Raw genomic sequence first — 22,213 nt, 5'->3', positions numbered from 1 at the left:
AATTTAAAATACGTTTGCTTACTTAGAAGGGGTAAGAAACAAAACATGTGGTTCATTCTTTCATTTTCTGGCATATCATAGCGTGTAATACAATTCATTCGCTACTTGATTATACCATTTGTAAGATACGCCAATTTTATTAATAATAATAAAATTAAATCATAATTTTTTATTCTTCCGCTCTCGTTTTAGCTTATTTGGTCAACGATTTGGGTTTATTTTATTTTTTACGTTCAATTACGTAATTCACCATAGTGATCAAAGCTTCTTTGAAAGGTGAATGCGGAAAACCTTCAACCAATTGCAAGGCTTCTTGTTGATAAGCTATCATTTTCTCCGTCGCATAGGTTAATCCCCCAGCTTCTTTGACGTAATCAATGACTTCTTTTACCCTGCGTTTATCTTCGTTGTGATTTTTTACTGAATTAATCAGCCATTTGCGCTTTTCTTTGGTAGCGGTATTCAGTGCATAAATTAAAGGCAACGTCATTTTTTGCTCTTTGATGTCAATACCAGTTGGTTTTCCAATAGGTCCATCTGTATAATCAAATAAATCATCTTTGATTTGGAATGCCATTCCGATAACTTCTCCAAACTTACGCATTCGCTCAATGAGTTCAGCGTTATCTGGTTCAACAGAAGCTGCACCTAAAGCACAACAAGCCGCAATTAGCGTAGCTGTTTTTTGGCGAATAATTTCATAATAAACATCTTCTGTGATATCTAAACGACGTGCTTTTTCAATTTGGAGTAATTCACCTTCGCTCATTTCGCGTACAGCAACCGAAATGATGCGCAATAAATCAAAATCACCATTGTCAATGGACAGTAAAAGTCCTTTGGAAAGTAAATAATCCCCAACTAAAACCGCAATTTTATTTTTCCACAGCGCATTTAAAGAAAAGAACCCTCGGCGTTTGTTGCTATCATCGACCACATCATCATGCACCAACGTTGCCGTATGGATCAATTCAATCACAGACGCTCCTCTATAGGTACGTTCATTTACTTCACCCTGCACCATTTTCGCAACGAGAAAAACAAACATCGGTCGCATTTGTTTTCCTTTTCGGTTTACAATGTAGTAGGTGATTCTATTTAATAAAGCAACTTTTGTTGCCATGGATTTGTGGAACTTCTTTTCAAAGAGTTCCATTTCAACCTTAATCGGTTCCTGTATTTGCTGTACAATATTCATTATAAACAAATTTATGACTTTTTATGTCATACTATACCATTCAAATAAATATCTGGAATACAAAAAGAGCTATTCCTTCCCTTTCAGTATTTTTATTAAGATTTATTCGCTAATTGTCCACAAGCTGCATCAATATCCTTTCCACGACTTCTTCTTACAACTACCGTAATATCGTTACTTTCTAGAGCTTTGATATAATTATTGATCGCTTGATTATCTGCTTGTTGAAATTCACCATCGTCAATAGGATTGTACTCAATTAAATTGACTTTACTTGGCATTTGTTTACAGAATTTCACCAAAGCATCGATTGAAGCTTTATCATCGTTAATTCCTCTCCACACTACATATTCAAACGTAATTCTGCTTTTTGTTTTACTATACCAGTATTGCAAAGCATCACGTAAATCAGTCAAAGGAAAACTTTTAGAAAATGGCATGATTCGATTGCGTGTTTCTTCAATAGCAGAATGCAGCGAAACGGCTAATTTGAATTTTACTTGATCATCTGCTAATTTTCGAATCATTTTAGGAATCCCCGAAGTAGAAACGGTAATGCGTTTTGGTGACATTCCTAATCCTTCATCAGACGTAATTTTATCAATCGCCGCTTGTACGTTGTTGTAGTTCATCAGCGGTTCTCCCATTCCCATAAATACAATATTAGACAATGGACGGCCGTGATTCTGGCGACTTTGTTGATCAATCGTTAAGACTTGATCGTATATTTCATCTGGATTTAGGTTTCGCATACGCTTTAATTTTGCTGTAGCACACAAAACTCACAATCCAAACTGCAACCTACTTGAGAAGAAACACAAGCGGTAGTACGTGTTTCTGTTGGAATCAAAACAGATTCCACGATTAATCCATCGTGTAATTTTACTCCGTTTTTAATCGTTCCATCCGAACTAATTTGCATATTATCTACGCGAATGTGATTAATCACAAAATGATCTTCTAACATTTGACGAGTAGCTTTAGAGAGATTACTCATATCTTCAAAAGAATGAGCTCCTTTACTCCATAACCACTCATACACCTGATTCCCCCTAAATGATTTATCCCCTTGAGAAACGAAAAAATCTCTCAATTGTTCTTTAGATAAACTACGTATGTCTTTTTTCTCTAATTGCATGCTGCAAATTTACTTTTTTTACTCGAATAATTGACATCTGATGTTTAGATATAAAAAAAGGATGTAGTTCCATGTACTACATCCTTTTTTTAATTTATTATTTAGCGAGGTATCCACCTTCAATTGGGTAATACCCTCCTGTTGCAAAAGAGGCTTTATCAGAAGCTAACCAAGCGATTATTTCGGCTACTTCTTCTGGTGTACCCAAGCGTTGCATGGCATGTTGAGACTCCAAGAAGTGTTTTACTTTGGGATCCATCGCACTCAATAAAGGGGTTTCAATAAAACCTGGCCCTACAGCGTTTACGCGAATACCTTGGGTACCATATTCCCATCCTGCAGACTTAGTTAACCCTACTACTCCATGCTTTGCTGCTACATAAGCCGGAGAACCTGCGAAACCAACTTGTCCCAAAATCGAAGCAATGTTAATAATACTTCCACTGCCATTCTTTAACATGGCTGGAATTTGATAGCGCATTCCATAGAATACTCCATCTAAGTTAATGGAAGTTACTTTTTTCCATTCTTCTATATCGTATTCCCCTGTTGGTGCAGTTGCTCCTCCAATCCCTGCATTATTGACAGCAATATCTAGTTTTCCAAATTTTTTCAGGGTTTCTGCAACTAACGCTTCATTATCTGTAGGTGAAGCGGCATTTGATTTTACAAAATGTGCATTCGCTCCAATACTTGCTGCTAATTTTTGTCCTAACTCTTCATTCAAATCAGCAATTACCACTTTCGCTCCTTCTTTACTAAAAAGTTCAACAACAGCTTTTCCAATTCCTGAAGCTCCTCCTGTAACAATAGCGACTTTATTTTCTAACATTTTCATATTTAATATTTTTAGTTCCTATTAAATTACGAACAACATTTGAAAATTTGAGTTTCCAACTAATTAATTAACAGAGTTTTAATCTTACACAAAATAAAAAAAACTGCCTTACCGAAGTAAGACAGCTTTTTCATCGTATTGAGTTCTTGTCTATTTTACAAATTTTGGAAGAAATCGTTTCCTTTATCATCTGTAATAATAAAGGCAGGGAAATCTTTTACTACAATTTTACGGACAGCTTCCATTCCTAATTCAGGGAAATCAACTACCTCAACGCTTAGAATATTTTCTTTCGCTAGGATAGCTGCTGGTCCACCGATTGATCCTAGATAGAATCCTCCGTGTTTCTTACAAGCATCCGTTACCGCTTGAGAACGGTTTCCTTTTGCTAACATAATCATACTTCCACCTACGGCTTGGAAAGGATCTACATAAGGATCCATACGTCCTGCTGTAGTAGGTCCGAAACTTCCTGAAGGCATTCCCTCTGGTGTTTTAGCTGGTCCAGCATAATAGATTGGGTGGTTTTTGAAATATTCTGGCATTTCTTGTCCATTGTCTAACATCTCTTGAATCTTCGCGTGTGCAATATCACGGGCAACAATTACTGTTCCGTTCAACATCAAACGCGTTTTGATTGGATGTTTTGTCAATTCAGCCAATTGCTCTTGCATCGGTTTATCTAAATCAATAACAACAGGATCTTCTAAATGAGGTGCTACTGTAGGTAATAAACGTGCTGGATTTTCCTCTAATTGCTCGATGAATAATCCTTCCGCAGTAATTTTAGCTTTGATATTGCGGTCTGCAGAACAAGAAACTCCTAATCCTACTGGACAAGAAGCAGCGTGACGTGGTAATCGAATTACGCGAACATCATGCGTGAAATACTTTCCACCGAATTGTGCTCCGATATGAGATTCTTGGCAAATTAACTGTAATTTTTTCTCCCATTCTAAATCGCGGAACGCTTGGCCTCCCATATTTCCAGAAGTAGGTAAGTTATCATAGTAGCCTGCAGATGCTTTTTTCACTGCAGCTAAATTAGCTTCTGCTGATGTACCACCAATCACTAAAGCCAAGTGATAAGGAGGACAAGCGGCAGTTCCTAAATCCATGATTTTATCTTTGATAAACTCGGTCAAATTCTTGTCATTCAACAGCGATTTTGTTTTTTGGTACAAGAATGTCTTATTTGCAGACCCTCCTCCTTTTGCTAAAAACAAAAACTCGTATTTCTGACCTTGAGTGGCGTAAATATCAATTTGCGCTGGTAAATTTGATCCTGAGTTTTTTTCTTCAAACATACTGATAGGCACAATTTGAGAATATCTCAAATTCTTCTTTTGGTAAGTATTGAAAATTCCTTTGGACAAACTTTCTGCATCATTTGATCCTGTATAAACGTTTTCTCCTTTTTTACCTACCACGATAGCCGTTCCCGTATCTTGACAAGAAGGCAATTGTCCTTCTACTGCTACTACTGCATTTTGCAATAAGTTATAGGCTACGAAACGATCATTATCTGTTGCTTCTGGATCATCTAAGATTGCTTTTAAGCTTTCTAAGTGAGCTGTTCTCAACATAAATGAAACATCAGTCATTGCTGCTTCAGATAAAACTTCTAAAGCCTTTGGATCCACAACTAAGATTTCGCGATCCCCTAATTTTTCGATTTTTACAAAATCAGAAGAGATTTTTTTATACTTCGTATCGTCTTTTTGAATTGGATACGGATCTTGATATATAAAGTCCATTGGATTACTCGTTTATTTTTGTTGGATAAAATTACGAAATATACCAATGAAAAAACCGTAGAACGTTTCTAAATAACCCGTGTTTACTGGGTTTCTCAATAAAGACCTTTTTTATTTCAACGTCAATTGAACAAATAGACACTCAGCGAATTGGAGTGAATCACAGCCTCTCCCGTCACTATTACTTTACTCTAACTTTTCATTTTTATGGGACAAATTGCCATTCCCCACAGCATTTTATTTACATTTGAATTTATTAATTTATAAACTATGACATTTTTAAACAAAATACTAGCTACTATTTTTTGTCTCGTGGCTTTTGTTGCATTTGGACAAAAAGAAGCACAAAAAATAACAATTGGTGAATCGATTACTTTGGAATCCAATATTCTAAATGAAACGAGAACCATCAATATCTATTTACCTCCGTACTATCAACCTAATGATACCGTTAAATACCCTGTAGTGTTTATTTTAGATGGTGGTGTAGAAGAGGACTTTATCCATTTGACCGGTATTTTCCGCGTTAATTCTCAGCCTTGGATCAATCGCTTCCCTGAGGCCATTGTCGTAGGCATCGAAAACGTCAACCGCAGAAGAGATTTTACTTTTGCTGTGCCCAACATTGATTTCTTAGATAAGGTAGGTTATAGCAAAGAATTTTTTCCACAATATGGGGGTGCAGAACCTTATGCAGCTTTCTTAGAGAGTGAATTAATGCCTTATATTGATCAACACTACAATACTAATGAAGAACGTACGGTTGTTGGAGAATCCTTAGCAGGCTTGATGTCTTCTTACCTTCTTATTAAACATCCTCATCTATTTACCAACTACATTATTGTAAGTCCAAGTTTTTGGTGGGGTGAAGAAAAATTGTTAGATGAAACAACGGTGTGTTTGTTGAACAAAATTAAACATCCCGTAAATGTTTATGTAGGGGTGCCTAGCAAAGAAGAAGATGCCATGATGTTTGAAGTAGCGGAGCGTTTTTATTCGTACCTACAAAAAAACCCAGTGATTCACTCTACTTTTGATTATATGCCAGATGAAGTACACGCTACGGTTTTGCATCAAGCCACTCATAATGCATTGAAAAAACAGTTTTACAAAAAATAGAATTGCATAAGCATTCATACTTTTATTGATAACAAAAAAAGCTTGAGTCCCCAAAAGGTACTCAAGCTTTTTTATTTAGATGACAATAACTGTAAAAATAGGATGTATTACATGCTGCGCATATAAGCTTCTAAAGCTTCTAATTCAAGATCACTCAATTTCTTGGTGATTTCTAAATTAGCCTGCATGATGATAAATTGTGCAGGATCAACGATAGCTTCTTCTTGTCCTTTTAAAAAGGAGATAAGACTGACATCGTGTTTATCGTAAATTTCAATAATTTCTCTAATACTAGGTCCAATTACTTTTTTATCTGCCATGTGGCAAGAAGCACAAGTTCCTTTTCCTTCAAAAATTTGTTTTCCTAAAGCAATTTTTTCTGCATTAGTCATTTCTGTTGCTCCACCACGTTCAGATTCATATACCGGGTTCTGGCATTTGTTGTTTTTCTTCCTTTTTACCACAAGAAACCAATAGAATGGCAGCAAAAAAAGGTATCGCTTTGATGAGATAGTTACGCATAGAGTTGTTTGTTTATTTGTTGTATCAAATGTACAAAAACAATTTTGGTTCGCTCTTTCACAAATCACGCCTTTTCATGTAAAAAAACGACATCTACCCTCAATAATCTCAACGAAATACCCAAACAAGGAAACAAAAAAGCCCAGATAAAATCTGAGCTTCCTTTTTTATTTATTCAGCAAGATAGCTGCTTCTTTTGCAAAATATGTAGAGATGATACTTGCTCCTGCGCGTTTGATACATGTTAATTGTTCCATCATGATTAAATCATGGTCCAACCAACCTCTTTCAGCAGCAGCTTTTACCATGGCATATTCTCCTGATACGTGATACACCGATACAGGTACATTCACGGCATCTTTTACTTCACGTACAATATCCAAATAGGCAATCCCTGGTTTTACCATCACAATATCCGCTCCTTCTTCAACATCATACAACGCTTCTTTGATGGCTTCTATGCGATTCGCATAATCCATCTGATAGGTTTTTTTATCCGTTGGAATTTCAACATCTGCTCTTGGAGCACTGTCTAATGCATCTCTAAAAGGACCGTAAAAAGCGGAGGCATATTTAGCAGAATAACTCATGATTCCCACATCGGTATATCCAGATTGATCTAGTGCTTCACGCATGCGCAATACACGTCCATCCATCATATCACTTGGAGCAACGAAATCAGCTCCTGCTTGAGCATGTGATACACTCATTCTCGTTAAAGCATCTACAGTTGCATCATTCACGACCTTTCCATTTTCAATAATTCCATCATGTCCATAGATTGAATACGGATCCAGTGCTACATCTGGCATCACAATCATCCCTGGACAAGCGTCTTTAATCGCTTTAATTGCCGTTTGCATCAATCCATTAGCATTCCATGCCTCTGTCCCTGCATTGTCTTTTAAATGATCGCTTACCTTAACATAGATATTGACTGCACGAATACCTAATGCATAAAGCTCTCTCACCTCTTTTACCGTTAAATCTACAGATCTTCTATAAATTCCGGGCATAGACAAAATTGGTTCTTCTACATTCGTTCCCTCTGCAATAAACATGGGAAACATAAAATCTTGCGGCGTTACAATCGTTTCTCTTACTAGACTACGAATGGACTCACTTGTTCTTAATCTTCTACCTCTTTGTAATGGGAACATAATATTTGGTTTTTTATTGATAAGACTCTTTGTCGTTTTATTTCTAACTAATATGTACAGGGGCGAATACGTGATCGCGCACCCCTATCAGCATCTACATTTGCTTTCGTCTTTATAAAAGCGTGAGTGTATTGCCATACACCCCTACAGGATCCGTTAACTATCAACCGTTAACCGTCAACCAATCTTTCGGTTTAGCCAATACGTCTAGTAACTTTGCTTCCTCGCTTCCTGCTTCCGGTTTGATGGTCATATACCCATTGTACATGGGGAGGCAAACTCATCAAAATGGATTCGATACGTCCATTGGTTTTTAAGCCAAATAACGTGCCTTTATCGTGAACGAGATTAAATTCAACATAACGTCCTCTTCTAATTTCTTGCCAAGTGCGTTGTTCTGCTGTATAATCTAGTTTTTTTCTTCTTTCAACAATTGGTACATATGCCTCTAAGAAACTATTCCCTACGGTAGTGACAAAATCATACCACTGTTGGGTTGTTTTTTCGGTTGTTTCTTCCAATCGATCGAAGAACAATCCTCCAATTCCACGAGCTTCTTCCCGATGTGCATTCCAGAAATAGTCGTCGCATTGTTTTTTATACTGTGGATAAAAAGCCGCATCGTGTTGATCACAAGCGGTTTTACATACCTGATGAAAATGGATGGCGTCTTCTTCAAATAAATAGTAAGGTGTTAAATCTTGTCCTCCTCCAAACCAAGAGCGCACCACTTGTCCTTCTTTATCATACATTTCGAAATAGCGCCAGTTCGCGTGAACCGTTGGTACCATTGGGCTTTTAGGATGGATAACTAAACTCAATCCACAAGCGTAAAAATCTACATCCCCTACATTGAAATACTTTTGCATCGCAACAGGTAGTTCCCCGTGCACAGCAGAAATATTCACTCCTCCTTTTTCAAAAACACGTCCATGTTCAATGACACGCGTTCTTCCACCTCCACCTCCGGGACGTTCCCATAAGTCTTGTTGGAATTTCGCTTCTCCATCCACTTCTTCTAATCTAGTTGTGATTTGGTCTTGAAGCTGTTGTATATATTGATAAAATTTTTCTTTCATATTGAACCTAAACCAGCGTATCTGTATCGTTTATTCTATTATAGTTGAGCTATTTTAGCCATCCTTTCAAATGAGAAGGCTTTGCTTTCATTTTGAATGAATGTATATAAACTTTTAGCTTTGGCTTTGAATTGATCTTCTTGTTTTGACCAGTTTACCAATACATCTGCAAACTGCTCCATGCGATCCCATCCGAAATTGAATTGAAGTAAATGTGCATTTAATGCTGTTGCTTCCATTTCAAGTAGAATAGTATAGGTCAACCCCATTTTAGCTAATTCAGCATCAATTTCTTCCTTTACCTTTAGATCATCGGGAACAAATCCAATCGATGAAAGTTTTACGACAATCGATTCTATACGTCTGTCTTCTTCGCTTTTAACTCCTTTGTTTAACATAAGCCTTCCTATAAAAAAGCAAAAAAGTTTACACTCTTTCGTAAACCTTTTTGCGTTATTTTTTTATTTGCGTTCGTATTCTTTTACTGCTTCAATAAAAGCTTTGGCGTGATCTACTGGGATATGAGGCAAGATACCATGTCCTAAGTTCACGATATATTTATCTTTTCCGAAAGCATCGATCATTTCGTGTACCATTTTTTTGATGGTTGGAATTGGTGACATCAATCGACTTGGATCAAAGTTCCCTTGTAGTGTAATCTCTCCACCTGTAAATAAACGTGCGTTTTTTGGGCTACAAGTCCAATCTACACCTAGAGCAGATGCTTTAGATTGCGCCATTTCTGGCAAAGCAAACCAACATCCTTTACCAAATACAATAACAGGTGTAATCTCTGCTAGTGCCTCTACAATTTGATTGATGTATTTCCAAGAAAATTCTTGATAATCAACTGGAGAAAGCATTCCTCCCCAAGAATCAAAAATCTGAACCGCATTTACCCCAGCTTTTACTTTTTCTTTTAAGTATAAAATCGTGGTATCTGTAATTTTTTGCAATAATGTATGAGCTGCTACTGGATCAGAAAAACAGAATCCTTTAGCTAAATCAAAGCTTTTTGAACCTTTTCCTTCAACTGCATAACAGAAAATCGTCCAAGGTGAACCTGCAAAACCGATCAACGGCACTTCATCGTTCAACATCTCTTTGGTTACTTTGATGGCATCCATCACATAACCTAAGGTTTCTTCAATGTTAGGAATGATAACTTGTTCCACATCTTTTGCTGAACGAATAGGATTTGGTACCCATGGTCCTACTCCAGGTCTCATTTCCACATCAATATTCATTGCTTGTGGAACAACTAAAATATCAGAAAATAGAATGGCCGCATCTGGTTTTACAATACGAATAGGCTGTACAGTAATCTCAGCTGCTATTTCAGGCATTCTACAACGGGTAAAAAAATCGTATTTATCTCGTAAAGCACGGAATTCTGGTAGGTATCTACCTGCTTGACGCATCATCCAAACGGGTGGTCTTTCCACCGTTTCTCCTTTTAAAGCTCTTAAGAATAAATCATTTTTAATCATTTCTAAACCATTTAATTACGTCAATTTTAGCTGACACTATTTATAATATGCTAAACAAGCTGCTAAGGTAGCTTCTATTGTCGGTTGACTAGCTACCACTACCTGTGTTGTAATCTCTCTCAGTGCATCTGCTGTTGTATCACCGATACAAAAGCAAACTTCCGTTGTGATGGAATTGTTTTGTAAAAAACTCTCAATACCCGATGGGCTATAAAAACAGATTCCATCTATTTTTTGTTGTATTTGATGGGGTTGTTTAACCGTTTGATAGGCTTCATATTCATCAAAAACAAGGTTGTGTTGTCTAAAAAACGTAGGCAGTACCTCACGTCGAATATTTCCACAGCAAAAAGAAAAGCTTTTATTTTTAAAATCGCATTCAATTACTGCTGTTAATTCTTTGGCATAATGTGTCCAAGCGAGTACCTCCCATCCTTCTTGTTCTAAAAGAGCTTTGGTTTTCACTCCTACACAAATCGCAGGTTTGGTCTTCAACACTGCTGCCTTCGTGTTAGTCAAAACGCTTTTTACCGCATTTTGACTGGTAAACACTACAATATCACGCACAGTTTCAACGGCAAATTCTTGAGGAATTATGGCAATAAAGTCCTCTTCCATCCACTGCACATCAGCTGTTTGTAGGAGTTGACGATGCGCATCACTCAATAGGCGCGTTGATAAAACCGTAGGCATTTCTTATCGTTTTAATTCTTGACGCAATTTTTCCATCAACGCTTGTCCTCCATTAGCCAAAAGTTCTTGTGCTGCGAAGAATCCTAGTTTTTTCCACTCTTGGATTGGCACTGTCTTATTGATTTCAAACTTTTCTTTTCCATCTAAAGACAAAAGAACTCCTGAAAAATCAATCGTTTCTTCCTTTTGGTTATAAGTAGCAATAGCTCCAATTGGCGCTGTACATCCACCTTCTAATGTGCGCAAGAATTGACGTTCAATATGCGTCGTCATTTCTGCCTCATAATCATTTAATTGACGTAAAGCATCCAAAGCAAAAGAATCATCTGCCATGGCAACCACCACCATTGCTCCTTGAGCAGGTGCTGGAATCATCCAATCTAAGTTAATAAATCCTTTGGGTTTCTTTTTGATGCGATCAAGACCTGCAGAAGCAAAAATTGCTCCTTTCCAGGCTTCATTATCCGCCAATTTTTGCATTCTCGTATTGACATTTCCTCTTAAATCCACGAGTGTGTGTTTAGGAAAACGATTCAGCCACTGTGCTTTTCTTCTTAAACTTCCCGTTGCTACAATCGCTTCTACTGCTGGATCTAAAAAGGAAGTATCTCCTTTGTGTAGTAAAATATCCACTGTATTTGCGCGTTGCAATACAGCAGCCTGTACAATACCTTGCGGTAAAGCAGTTGGTACATCTTTCATTGAATGTACAGCAATGTCCACTTTTTTATTGATCATCGCCACATCCAAGGTTTTGGTAAAAATACCCGTAATCCCCATTTCATATAAAGGCTTGTCTAAAACCAAATCCCCTTCGGATTTCACCGGAACTAATTCCGTTTTATATCCTAAAGCATTTAATGCCTTCTCCACTGTTGTTGCTTGCCACATAGCAAGCTCGCTATCGCGTGTACCGATACGAATAACTCTATCCATTTTGTCTTGTATCTAATTGAAAAACTTTTTCTATCCATTCAATGCTATCATCTACAACTGTTTCCTCATGTCGAAGATGATTAGCAAAGTGTGTTGTGATCTTCTGAATAATACGCATTGTTAGTACTTCAGCTTGTTCACTATCAAAGTTCTCATATTTTTTTCGATGGTAGTCAATTTCCCCATCTTTTATTTGTTCTAATCGTGTTTTTAGGGCATGAATCGTCGGAGCAAACTTTCTCATCTTTGTCCAAGCGACAAATTCCGACATTACTTCATCAATAATTTCTTCCGCTTGCGGAATAAATTCTTTTCTTCTTTCGATCGTTTTATCTGTCATTTTTGACAAATCGTCCATGTGGATTAACTCCACCATAGGATGAGAAACAACTGCAGGGTCAACGTTTTTAGGAATAGACAAATCCAATATCGTTAAGGGTTTATCCAGCTGCAGTTTCGTTAAATCAATCGTTGGTTGTTGTGCACCAGTTGCCACGACCAATACATCTGATTTGCTGATTTCTTCTTCTAAATTATCGTAATCTTTCACCACCAAATTGAATTTTCCCGCAACTTCTAATGCGCGTTCTTTGGTTCTATTAATTAAGACAATATGGTCGTTATGTGTATGTTTTACCAAGTTTTCACAAGTATTACGTCCAATTTTACCTGTTCCGAACAACAAGATGTTCTTTTCGGAAATAGCAGAAACATGGTCCATAATATATTGTACCGCAGCAAAAGAAACAGAAGTAGCTCCTGAACTTAGTTCGGTTTCGTTCTTAATGCGTTTACTTGCTTGAATTACCGCATTCACTAAACGTTCAAAGTAGTTGGTTGTCAATCCTTGCTCTTTCGCCAATACAAAACCATTGCGGATTTGACTAATAATCTCGAAGTCACCTAAAATTTGGCTATCCAAACCAGTACCTACACGGAATAAATGGCGAATTGCCTCATTATTCTTACATACGTAGGCTACTTGTCGGAAATCGTCAACCGTACCATTACTATTATCACACAATAGTTTGATCAATTCAAAAGGATGTTGAGCAAAACCATAAATCTCCGTTCGGTTACACGTAGAGATTACGATTAGACTTTCTATTCCTTCTTCTTTCGCTTGACATAATAGATTTTCTTTGGCCGTCTCACTCAAACTAAACTTTCCTCTCATCTCGGCATCCGCTTTTTTGTAGCTTAACCCAACTGCATAAAAAGTAGCTGATTTGACCTTATCTATTTTTTCCATACCTATTTCAATTTCAAAAGTAAGCAAATTTAACGCTAATGATTCGATAAAAGTAACGCTAGAAGGACTATTAATAACGCTGAAAGAAAAAGAAAAACATTTGGCAATATTTCATTATAATACAGTACATTTGCAGTATTAGCAAGGGTTACAAAAGACTTTATATAGAATCATTCTAAATAAAAAATACAAGATTACGTTTCCTTGCCTTTCAAAAAAATAACGCTATGAGTCCCATAGAAGAAATTAATATAGATCCCGAATTTTCGGTTTATAAAATAGACAACACTAGTCCGCAACCCTACAGTTTCCACAAGGAAATCGGCACGGATATTATCCAATTTTACTTTTGTTTAAAAGGCAGTGGACAGTTTATTTACAACCACGGAGCCTATACGCTGGATTTACCTGAAGAGAAATCATTGCTTTTGTATAATCCTCAAAAACAATTGCCCGTTCACTTAGAAATAAAAAGTCAATCGGCGATTATTTGTTTGATGATTCCCATTAAAAAATTCCACTCTTTATTTTCATCTGAAGCAGAATTTATTGGCTTTCTAACGGAAGAAAACAAAGAAAAGAAGTACTATACAGAAGAAAAGATTACCCCTGCCATTGCCATTGTACTAACACAAATGCTCAATGCATCCATGCATCCTTCAGTAAAGAATTTATTCTATAAAGGAAAAACTTACGAATTACTCAGCCTTGTTTTCAACTATAACGAGGAACAAAACATAGATAACTGTCCTTTTTTATCGGATGAAGAAGATGTGCTTAAAATCAAACAAGCCAAAGACATCATCATTCAACAAATGACAGAACCACCAACACTACAAGAACTAGCGGATCAAATTGGATTAAATATCAAAAAACTCAAAATCGGATTCAAACAGATTTACGGCGATTCGGTATTCAGTTTTTTATTTGATTATAAAATGGAATACGCACGCAAATTACTAGACGAAGGTAATTACAATGTAAACGAAGTTGGTTTAAAGATTGGTTATAGTTCTGCCAGTCATTTTATCTCTGCTTTTAAAAAGAAATATGGCATCACGCCAAAAAAATATTTAATGTCAATTAATTCAAACAATCAATAATGAAAGGGATACTACTTGTAAATTTAGGTTCGCCAAAATCTCCAACACCCGAGGATGTAAAACCTTATTTGGATGAATTTTTAATGGACAAAAGAGTCATTGATATGCCTTATTTACTACGAGCTTTCTTAGTAAAAGGAATTATCCTCAACACAAGACCGAAGAAATCAGCAGAAGCGTATCAAAAAGTATGGTTACCGGAAGGGTCTCCATTAATTGTTATTTCTCAGCGTCAACAAAAAAAACTACAACAGAAAATTGACTTACCTATTGCCTTAGCGATGCGATATGGAGAGCCTTCCATCAAAACAGGCTTACAAGAATTAAAAGACAAAGGAGTTACGGAGGTATTTATGATTCCTTTATATCCGCAATTTGCTATGGCTACGACTGAAACCATTGAGGTCTTAGCGGAAGAATTGCGCAAAAAACACTTTGCTAATATGACCATCACTAGTATGCCTGCATTTTACAACAAACAGGAATACATTGATGCTTTAGCAGCTTCTATTCAAGCACATTTAGATGAAAACGAATGGGACCATGTCCTTTTCTCTTATCACGGCGTACCTGAGCGTCACATCTACAAATCGGATACAACAAAATCACACTGTAAAATTGACGATTCTTGTTGCAATACTCCTTCTGTGGCGCATCAACATTGCTACAGACACCAATGTTTAGAAACCAACCAAACAAGTGGTTGAAAAACTCAATATTCCAGAAGGGAAATATACCAATACGTTTCAATCAAGACTAGGTCCTGATAAATGGTTACAACCACCAACAGATAAAACAGTGAATCAACTTGCAGAAAACGGAATTAAACACCTAGCGGTAGTTACACCAGCGTTTGTTGCGGATTGTTTGGAGACCTTGGAAGAAATCGGTATGGAAGCACATGATGAGTTCTTACATCACGGCGGAACTTCTTTCAAAACAATTCCTTGTCTAAATGACAACGATGCTTTTATTGATGCCTTAGCAACTTGGATTACCACTTGGGAACAAACTAAATAACAAGATATATGGCCTACTTATATTTAAAAGCACTCCATGTTATTTTTGTTGTCTGTTGGTTTGCCGGTTTGTTTTATATCGTTCGCCTCTTTGTATACTATGTAGAAGCAAATGCAAAACCACAACCGGAACAGGATATCCTCAAGAAGCAATATCGCATCATGACAAATCGTTTGTGGAATATCATCACCTGGCCCGCGGCTATTTTGACGTTGATTTTTGGTATCTCGCTTTTTGTGGTCAATCCTTATTTATTACAACAACCTTGGATGCATGTCAAGTTGTTGTTTGTGGTTTTCTTAATTGCTTATCATCTGAAATGTCATCAATTCGTCAAGCAAATCAACAACAATACCCTAACCAAAACCTCTTCTTTCTTTCGCATTTGGAATGAAGGAGCAACAATTATTTTATTCTCTGTTGTTTTTTTAGTATTTTTAAAGAATGCTTTCAACTGGATATTTGGTGTAGTCGGACTATTAGGCTTGGCTATACTATTAATGATAGGTATTAAGCTTTATAAACAAATTCGTCAACGCAAAGGAAATGAATGAAAGACAAGTTTTTTTTAAAAAGTTTCTCCCTTCAAAATAGAATATTTTTTTCTCTAATTTTTTTAAGTATCATATCCTCCATATTGATATCCGCTGTTTCAGTGTATCAATTTAAGGAGGAGGCACGTACTTATCATCAATACCGATTAGAGCGAAAAGAAGGTTCAATTACGGAAAACATCAATTACATCTTGACCACGACTCCTTATGAATTGAACACCGAGAACCTTCCTCTTATTTTTAAAGACAAGATACACGAACTTGCTTCCATTCACAATACGGAATTACACATCCACGACCTCGAGGGTAAATTACTGCTCTCTTCTAAAGGGAGTTTCTCTATCGATGGAGAACAATCGAATATTCCGATTATCATTTTAAAAACCATTAAATCTTCGCCAAACAAGCGCTTTGTCGATATAGAAGAGGTGGATAATACGCGTATTCGAACCGCATATCGCTACCTCAAAGATCAAAAATTCAAACCTCTGGGAATCATTAAAATTCCTTACGCAGAGGAAACTGAATTTTATGAAAGTGAAGTACGCAACTTCATGTATAAATTTGGGCAGGTTTACATTATTATGTTAATCATGTCCATCGCTATTTCTTACTTTTTATCCAATTACATTACGCAGAGTTTGAATAAGCTGAGCATCAAAATGACCAGTACCAAACTAGGACAGAAAAATGAGAAGATCGAAGATATCTCTACAAGTAAAGAGATTTCTAACTTGATTAATGCCTATAACGATATGGTTGAGAAACTAGATGAAACCTATCAGCGATTGGCACAAAATGAAAGAGAACAAGCTTGGCGAGAAATGGCGAAACAAGTAGCACATGAGATTAAGAATCCGCTAACACCAATGCGTTTAACGGTTCAGAGTTTTGAGCGCAAATTTGACCCTACTGATCCAGATATTATCAGCAAACTCAAGGACTACTCCGCTGTCCTAATTGGACAAATCGATACGATGTCTTCGGTTGCCACCGCATTCTCAAGCTTTGCCTCAATGCCAGCCCAGCAAAACGAAACGCTAGACGTCATTAAAACGATTCGCCTATCTTTGGATATCTTTACGGAAGATTTCATCTACTTTGAACACGAAGACAAAGAAATCATCGCCATTATTGATCAGACACAACTTATCCGTATTATTACTAATTTAGTAAAAAATGCAATTCAGGCGATTCCAGACAGCAATCCTAGTCCGATTGTTGTAGTAAAAGCCTATCAAGATGACACAAACATCATTATTTCCGTTACGGATAACGGAGCTGGAGTTGCTATTGCGGATAAGACGAAGATATTCGAACCGAAATTTACCACCAAAACAAGTGGAATGGGACTTGGCCTGGGGATTATCAAAAATATTGTAGAAAATTATGAAGGAACCATTACCTTTGAAACTGAAGCTGGTAAGGGAACGACTTTTACCGTAACTTTACCGCTGACCAAATAAAAAATTTGAGAAATATGGAATATGAAAATATTTTAATTGAAACGGATGATCATATATCGGTCATCACGATTAACAGACCAACGAAATTAAACGCCTTAAACAAGCCTACTATTGAAGAATTACACCGCGCGCTAATCCAATTAGAGGAAGACAAAGCTGTTCGCGTTGTGATTATCACAGGAAGTGGGGAAAAAGCTTTTGTTGCAGGTGCAGATATTAAAGAATTTTCAAGCTTTAACGTGAGCGAAGGCTCTCAGTTAGCAGCAAAAGGACAAGAATTATTATTTGATTACGCTCAAAACTATTCCAAACCAATTATTGCAGCTGTAAATGGATTTGCTTTAGGCGGTGGATTAGAATTAGCAATGGCTTGTCATTTTAGAGTAGCTTCTACAAATGCTAAAATGGGATTACCAGAAGTAACTTTAGGTTTAATTCCAGGGTATGGAGGAACACAACGTTTACCGCAATTAATCGGTAAAGGACGTGCCATGGAATTAATTATGACTGCTGACATGATTAACGCAGAGAAAGCGTTGGATTATGGGTTAGTAAACCACGTAGTAGAGCAAGCAGAGTTATTGTCTTTCACAAAAACAATTGCGCAAAAGATTTCAAATAATTCATCTTCTGCTATTTCTAAAGCAATCAAATCGATTAATGCAAACTTTAGAGACGGTACAAATGGATACCATGAAGAAATTAAACATTTTGGGGAGTGTTTCAATACACAAGATTTTACAGAAGGTACAACAGCTTTCTTAGAAAAGAGAAAACCAAATTTTAAAGGATAAAAAAAAAGGTTGGAATTGACATTCCAACCTTTTTTATTTACACACAAGGTCATAAAAAAAGCTCCTTGAAATTCAAGGAGCTTTTTGTTGGCCTACTAGGACTCGAACCTAGAACGACTGAACCAAAATCAGCTGTGTTACCATTACACCATAGGCCAGTACCACTTTGCTTTCAAAAGTAAATTACTTCTGTATTGCGGATGCAAAAGTAGCATTATTTCTGTACTTACCAAAGATTATCGAAAGAATAATATCAGCTCAAGTTCGACTCCCACTACAATCCATTAATAATCAATCGAAAGCGAAATAAATTTTAACATATTATTTTGTGAGGGGGAGGTGATGAGAAGTGAGGCGATGAGTGGTAGGGCGATGAGAGGTTGAGTGGTGGGATGGTGAGAGGATTAGGCTCATAAGACACCCTTAACCCATACCTCGTAACTTCATACCTCATAACTTCATAACCCTTACCTCATAACCCATAACTCATAACCATCTCTTATAACCAAAAAAAAAGCTCCTTGAAAAATCAAGGAGCTTTCTGTTGGCCTACTAGGACTCGAACCTAGAACGACTGAACCAAAATCAGCTGTGTTACCATTACACCATAGGCCAGTACCACTTTGCGACTCAAAAGTAGCATCTACTTCTGCATTGCGGAGGCAAAAGTAACACTTTTTTTATATTATCCAAAAACAAAACGCAAAATTATTTTTTTTTAATGTGACACGTATCTAATAAAAAAAGACTTTCTTTGTATATATTGATTAAAAATACCAAGAATATTCTTATATGTTAACATTCAACTACAAAAAGTGGAATATAATCGGTGGATGGCTGTGCTTCCTCGTTGCATTAATCACTTACACTTTGACGGTAGAACCTACGGTTAGTTTCTGGGATCCAGGAGAATACATTGCCACTTCTGCTAAACTTCAAGTAGGGCACCCTCCAGGAGCTCCTTTTTATCAGATGTTAGGTGCCTTGTTTTCTTTATTCGCTATCTCACCGCAGCATATTGCTCTAGCTGTGAATATGGTAGCCGTATTTTCAAGTGCTTTTACTATTCTTTTTATGTTCTGGTCCATGACCAATATCTTAAAAAAGATGGTAACCAAAACATCAGAGTGGAACACTTCCAACGCTATTGCGGTTTTAGGTAGTGCGGCTATTGGATCATTAGCCTTCAGTTTTACGGATAGTTTTTGGTTTAATGCGGTAGAATCAGAAGTTTATGCTTCTGCAATGGTGCTTACTGCCATTCTTCTGTATTTAGGGTTACGATGGGTAGATGATATGGATCAACCTCGTGGAAATCGCTGGTTATTATTAATCGGACTTGTTGCAGGATGTTCATTCGGGGTTCACTTAATGGCTTTGTTAACGATTCCTTCTATTGGACTACTCTACTTCTTCAAAAAATACGAAAAAGTTACTGTTAAGAACTTTATTATTGGAAATATAGCATCTGTTGCTGCCCTATTCTTTTTGTTTGCATTTTTCTTCCCTAAGCTTTTAGCTTTCTTTGGAAAAACGGAGATTTTTGCCATCAATACGCTTGGGCTTCCTTTCAACAGCGGAACCATCATTGCCTTCCTCCTCTTAATTGGAGTTACGGTATTTGGTTTGTACTACACCCGTAAGAAAGGATATGCAATGATCAATACCTTAATTCTAACGCTAGTATTTGTTTGTGTAGGATTAACCGCTTGGTTAATGTTGCCTATTCGTTCAAATGCCAACGTTACAATTAACGAAAACACACCTTCCGATGCGGCAGAGTTATTAGCCTATTACCAACGTGAACAATATGGAGATGAGAGTATTTACTACGATTCATATTTCACCAAAGCCTATGTTGGTTTAGATAAAAACAACCCTTGGAAAGATGATAAACCCAACTACGAAAGAGATTATAAAACAGGTAAATACGTAGTAGTTAACGAATGGAAAAATGCGGGACAAAACTTCGATGAAAAGCACAAAGGCTTTTTACCTCGTATGTGGAGTACTGATAAGAATCACCGCGTCAACTATATGCGTTATTCTAAACCGTTAACCTTCAATATCGCGCAAGGGTATACTAACAATGAACAATTAATCTACCTTGATCAAGGTGTTAAACAAAAGCTAGCAAGTGGTGAATTTGGTGTAGAAGAATTAGATAATTTCTTTAGCCAATATGGTCAAGCCTTAGATATCGAAGTTCCGTCGTTCTCTGATAATATGTCGTATATGTTTACCTATCAATTTGGGTACATGTATTGGAGATATTTGATGTGGAACTTTGTTGGACGTCAAGATGATATCCAGGGACAAGGAGATTTAGAACACGGAAACTGGTTAAGTGGAGTAAAATTCTTAGATGAAATCCGCTTAGGATCTCAAGATAATCTCCCTTCAGATGTATTAAATAACAAAGGAAGAAATACGTATTTCTTCTTGCCTTTCATCTTGGGAATTGTAGGTATCGTATTCAACTACCGCAAAGATCCAAAGATGTTCTGGGTACTATTAGTGCTATTTTTATTTACAAGTTTAGCATTAAAAGTGTTCTTGAATGAACGCCCTTTTGAACCTAGAGAACGCGATTATGCTGTTGTTCCTTCGTTCTATATTTTTGCTATGTGGTTAGGTTTTGGTGTTTACTCTATCTACGAAGGAGTAAAAAGATACCTTTCTCCTAAACTGGCTAGCGCTGTTGTACTAAGTGTTTGTACACTAGCTGGTCCAGTCTTATTAGCACAACAAAACTGGGATGATCACGATCGTTCAAATCGCTATACTGCTTTAGCTAATGCAAGAGCGTACTTAGATTCTTGTGATCCGAATGCTATTATTTTCACTATTGGAGATAATGACACCTTCCCACTTTGGTATTTACAAGAAATTGAAGGCTATCGTACGGATGTTCGTGTGGTATGTACGAGTTTACTAACACAAGATTGGTATATTGACCAGATGAAAGCCAAAGCGTATGATTCTGAGCCGTTACCTATCAAATTTACACATGATCAATATGTGGGTAATAAACGAGATGCTATTCTTATTGACCCTCAAACAGAGCAACGTTTTGACTTATCTTTATTGTTAGATGTTATTCGCTCTGATGATCAACGAACAAAACGAATCACTGAAGCAGGGACAACCCTTCACTTCATTCCGACAAATAAATTCAGTCTTCCTGTAGATTCTGCAGTGATTGCGAAAAACAATATCGTATCACCTTATTTAAGAGATCAAATCGTACCTTCTCTTGATATTGACATTACGGATCAAGCGATTTATAAACACCGCTTAATCATGTTGGATATTATCGCGAACAACAAATGGGAAAGACCTATTTATTTCTCTGGAGGTAGCTTTAATAATGATGATTTCGTTTGGATGAAAGACTACTTACAGTTACAAGGATTAATTTACAAACTCGTACCGATTAAATCAGCAGGGCAAAATGCACATCCATTGGATTTGGGTATCATTGATTCTGATCGTATGTATGAAACTGTGAAGAAATGGTACTGGGGTAATATGGGAAGTGATAAGATTTACCACGATCCTCAAACCCGTAGAAATTCTTTAAGCTACCGCATTAATTTAAGTCGTTTGGCTGAACAATTAATCGAAGAAGGCAAGAATGCTAAAGCAAAAGATATTCTAGATATGGCGATGACTAATATGCCAATTGAATATTACGGTTATTACCAATTAGTAATCCCATTCGTTGAATGCTATTACAAAATTGGAGAGACAAAAGTAGCGCAAGGATACGCTAAACAGTTAGCTCAAAAATCGAAGGAGAAATTGTTTTACTACAAAAATCTTTCTTTAGAGGATCAAAACTATTATGCGTATGAAATTCTATCTGAATTAGAGATTTGGAGAAATTTAGTAGCTATTGTGGATGAAGAAGATAAGCAAGCGGATGCTGTAAATCAATTCAAAAACGATTTCAACGAATATTTTACGCATTTCAACTATTTATTCAAACGATACCAAGGAGAAGAAGCGGAAGGGCAACCAGGAGCTTAATTCTCTTAAAAATAATGTAAACAAAAGCCTTTATTCATTGATAATAAAGGCTTTTGTCTTTT

At 36.7% G+C, this 22,213-nt stretch carries 16 protein-coding genes, 2 tRNA genes and 3 pseudogenes; 7 read left to right on the top strand and 14 right to left on the bottom strand.

The genetic code is table 11. The annotated features are described in order from the left end of the window. Positions 1-220 precede the first annotated feature (220 nt). The 4 genes and pseudogenes from M2306_RS15760 to M2306_RS15745 form a co-directional block, all read right to left on the bottom strand. Positions 221-1,198 carry a polyprenyl synthetase family protein gene (locus M2306_RS15760; protein WP_115091915.1) on the bottom strand — a complete coding sequence of 326 codons (978 nt, stop codon included), beginning with the start codon at positions 1,196-1,198 and terminating at the stop codon, positions 221-223. Between the two features lie 95 nt (positions 1,199-1,293). After that, positions 1,294-2,336, bottom strand: a pseudogene (gene rlmN, locus M2306_RS15755) (dual-specificity RNA methyltransferase RlmN). 97 nt (positions 2,337-2,433) lie between these two features. Continuing rightward, the gene (locus M2306_RS15750; protein ID WP_259189430.1) at positions 2,434-3,174 is read right to left on the bottom strand and encodes an SDR family NAD(P)-dependent oxidoreductase; all 741 of its coding nucleotides are present in this window, start codon (positions 3,172-3,174) and stop codon (positions 2,434-2,436) included. Between the two features lie 155 nt (positions 3,175-3,329). Continuing rightward, complete coding sequence (locus M2306_RS15745; RefSeq protein ID WP_259189428.1) at positions 3,330-4,931, bottom strand: fumarate hydratase; 1,602 nt, start codon at positions 4,929-4,931, stop codon at positions 3,330-3,332. A gap of 270 nt (positions 4,932-5,201) precedes the next feature. Between M2306_RS15745 and M2306_RS15740 the strand changes: the two genes are divergently transcribed. Next, positions 5,202-6,050 carry an alpha/beta hydrolase gene (locus M2306_RS15740; RefSeq protein ID WP_259189426.1) on the top strand — a complete coding sequence of 283 codons (849 nt, stop codon included), beginning with the start codon at positions 5,202-5,204 and terminating at the stop codon, positions 6,048-6,050. 107 nt (positions 6,051-6,157) lie between these two features. On the opposite strand, the gene M2306_RS15735 is transcribed toward M2306_RS15740, so the two are convergent. From M2306_RS15735 to hemA, 8 genes and pseudogenes are all read right to left on the bottom strand, one after another. Then, on the bottom strand, positions 6,158-6,538 hold the full coding sequence (locus M2306_RS15735; protein ID WP_498882899.1) for a c-type cytochrome: 381 nt from the start codon (positions 6,536-6,538) through the stop codon (positions 6,158-6,160). Positions 6,539-6,739: 201 nt separating this feature from the next. Beyond that, on the bottom strand, positions 6,740-7,732 hold the full coding sequence (hemB, locus tag M2306_RS15730; RefSeq protein ID WP_259189418.1) for a porphobilinogen synthase: 993 nt from the start codon (positions 7,730-7,732) through the stop codon (positions 6,740-6,742). 163 nt (positions 7,733-7,895) lie between these two features. After that, a pseudogene (gene hemF, locus M2306_RS15725) lies at positions 7,896-8,811 on the bottom strand (oxygen-dependent coproporphyrinogen oxidase). Positions 8,812-8,849: 38 nt separating this feature from the next. Beyond that, a complete protein-coding gene (locus tag M2306_RS15720; RefSeq protein WP_259189416.1) occupies positions 8,850-9,209 on the bottom strand; it encodes a hypothetical protein in 360 nt (119 codons plus the stop codon). Between the two features lie 63 nt (positions 9,210-9,272). Further along, positions 9,273-10,301, bottom strand: coding sequence for a uroporphyrinogen decarboxylase (hemE, locus tag M2306_RS15715; RefSeq protein WP_259189411.1), 1,029 nt, complete (start codon positions 10,299-10,301; stop codon positions 9,273-9,275). A 36-nt stretch (positions 10,302-10,337) separates the two neighbouring features. After that, positions 10,338-10,994, bottom strand: a complete 657-nt coding sequence (locus M2306_RS15710; RefSeq protein WP_259189409.1) for a uroporphyrinogen-III synthase — start codon at positions 10,992-10,994, stop codon at positions 10,338-10,340. A gap of 3 nt (positions 10,995-10,997) precedes the next feature. Further along, positions 10,998-11,930, bottom strand: coding sequence for a hydroxymethylbilane synthase (gene hemC / locus M2306_RS15705; protein WP_259189407.1), 933 nt, complete (start codon positions 11,928-11,930; stop codon positions 10,998-11,000). Further along, entirely contained in the window at positions 11,923-13,182 is a 1,260-nt protein-coding gene (gene hemA / locus M2306_RS15700) for a glutamyl-tRNA reductase (protein WP_259189405.1), read from the bottom strand. The genes hemC and hemA overlap by 8 nt, the downstream gene beginning before the upstream one ends. Positions 13,183-13,409: 227 nt before the next feature. Between hemA and M2306_RS15695 the strand changes: the two genes are divergently transcribed. The 5 genes and pseudogenes from M2306_RS15695 to M2306_RS15675 all read left to right on the top strand — a co-directional run bounded on the left by M2306_RS15695 (position 13,410) and on the right by M2306_RS15675 (position 18,119). Continuing rightward, positions 13,410-14,285, top strand: coding sequence for an AraC family transcriptional regulator (locus M2306_RS15695; RefSeq protein ID WP_002988013.1), 876 nt, complete (start codon positions 13,410-13,412; stop codon positions 14,283-14,285). Further along, positions 14,285-15,305: pseudogene (hemH, locus tag M2306_RS15690) on the top strand (ferrochelatase). The gene M2306_RS15695 and the pseudogene hemH overlap by 1 nt, the downstream one beginning before the upstream one ends. 8 nt (positions 15,306-15,313) lie before the next feature. Next, positions 15,314-15,859 (top strand): CopD family protein, encoded by a 546-nt coding sequence (locus M2306_RS15685; RefSeq protein WP_115091926.1) that lies wholly within the window; start codon positions 15,314-15,316, stop codon positions 15,857-15,859. Next, positions 15,856-17,325, top strand: a complete 1,470-nt coding sequence (locus tag M2306_RS15680; RefSeq protein ID WP_115091927.1) for a sensor histidine kinase — start codon at positions 15,856-15,858, stop codon at positions 17,323-17,325. Before M2306_RS15685 ends, M2306_RS15680 begins: the two co-directional genes overlap by 4 nt. Positions 17,326-17,339: 14 nt before the next feature. Beyond that, complete coding sequence (locus M2306_RS15675; protein WP_002988025.1) at positions 17,340-18,119, top strand: enoyl-CoA hydratase/isomerase family protein; 780 nt, start codon at positions 17,340-17,342, stop codon at positions 18,117-18,119. An 87-nt stretch (positions 18,120-18,206) separates the two neighbouring features. Here the strand turns inward: M2306_RS15675 and M2306_RS15670 are convergent. Beyond that, positions 18,207-18,277 (bottom strand) — tRNA-Gln (locus M2306_RS15670). Positions 18,278-18,663: 386 nt separating this feature from the next. After that, positions 18,664-18,734: transfer RNA gene (locus tag M2306_RS15665), tRNA-Gln, on the bottom strand. A gap of 177 nt (positions 18,735-18,911) precedes the next feature. On the opposite strand from M2306_RS15665, the gene M2306_RS15660 reads away from it, so the two are divergent. After that, the gene (locus M2306_RS15660) at positions 18,912-22,151 is read left to right on the top strand and encodes a glycosyltransferase family 117 protein (protein ID WP_259189399.1); all 3,240 of its coding nucleotides are present in this window, start codon (positions 18,912-18,914) and stop codon (positions 22,149-22,151) included. Positions 22,152-22,213: the final 62 nt, after the last annotated feature.

It is taken from the genome of Myroides gitamensis, assembly GCF_029894455.1.
Lineage (GTDB): Bacteria > Bacteroidota > Bacteroidia > Flavobacteriales > Flavobacteriaceae > Flavobacterium > Flavobacterium odoratum.
Note: the sequence above shows the minus strand (reverse complement) of the source record. Positions and strands in the feature narration are given on the sequence as shown.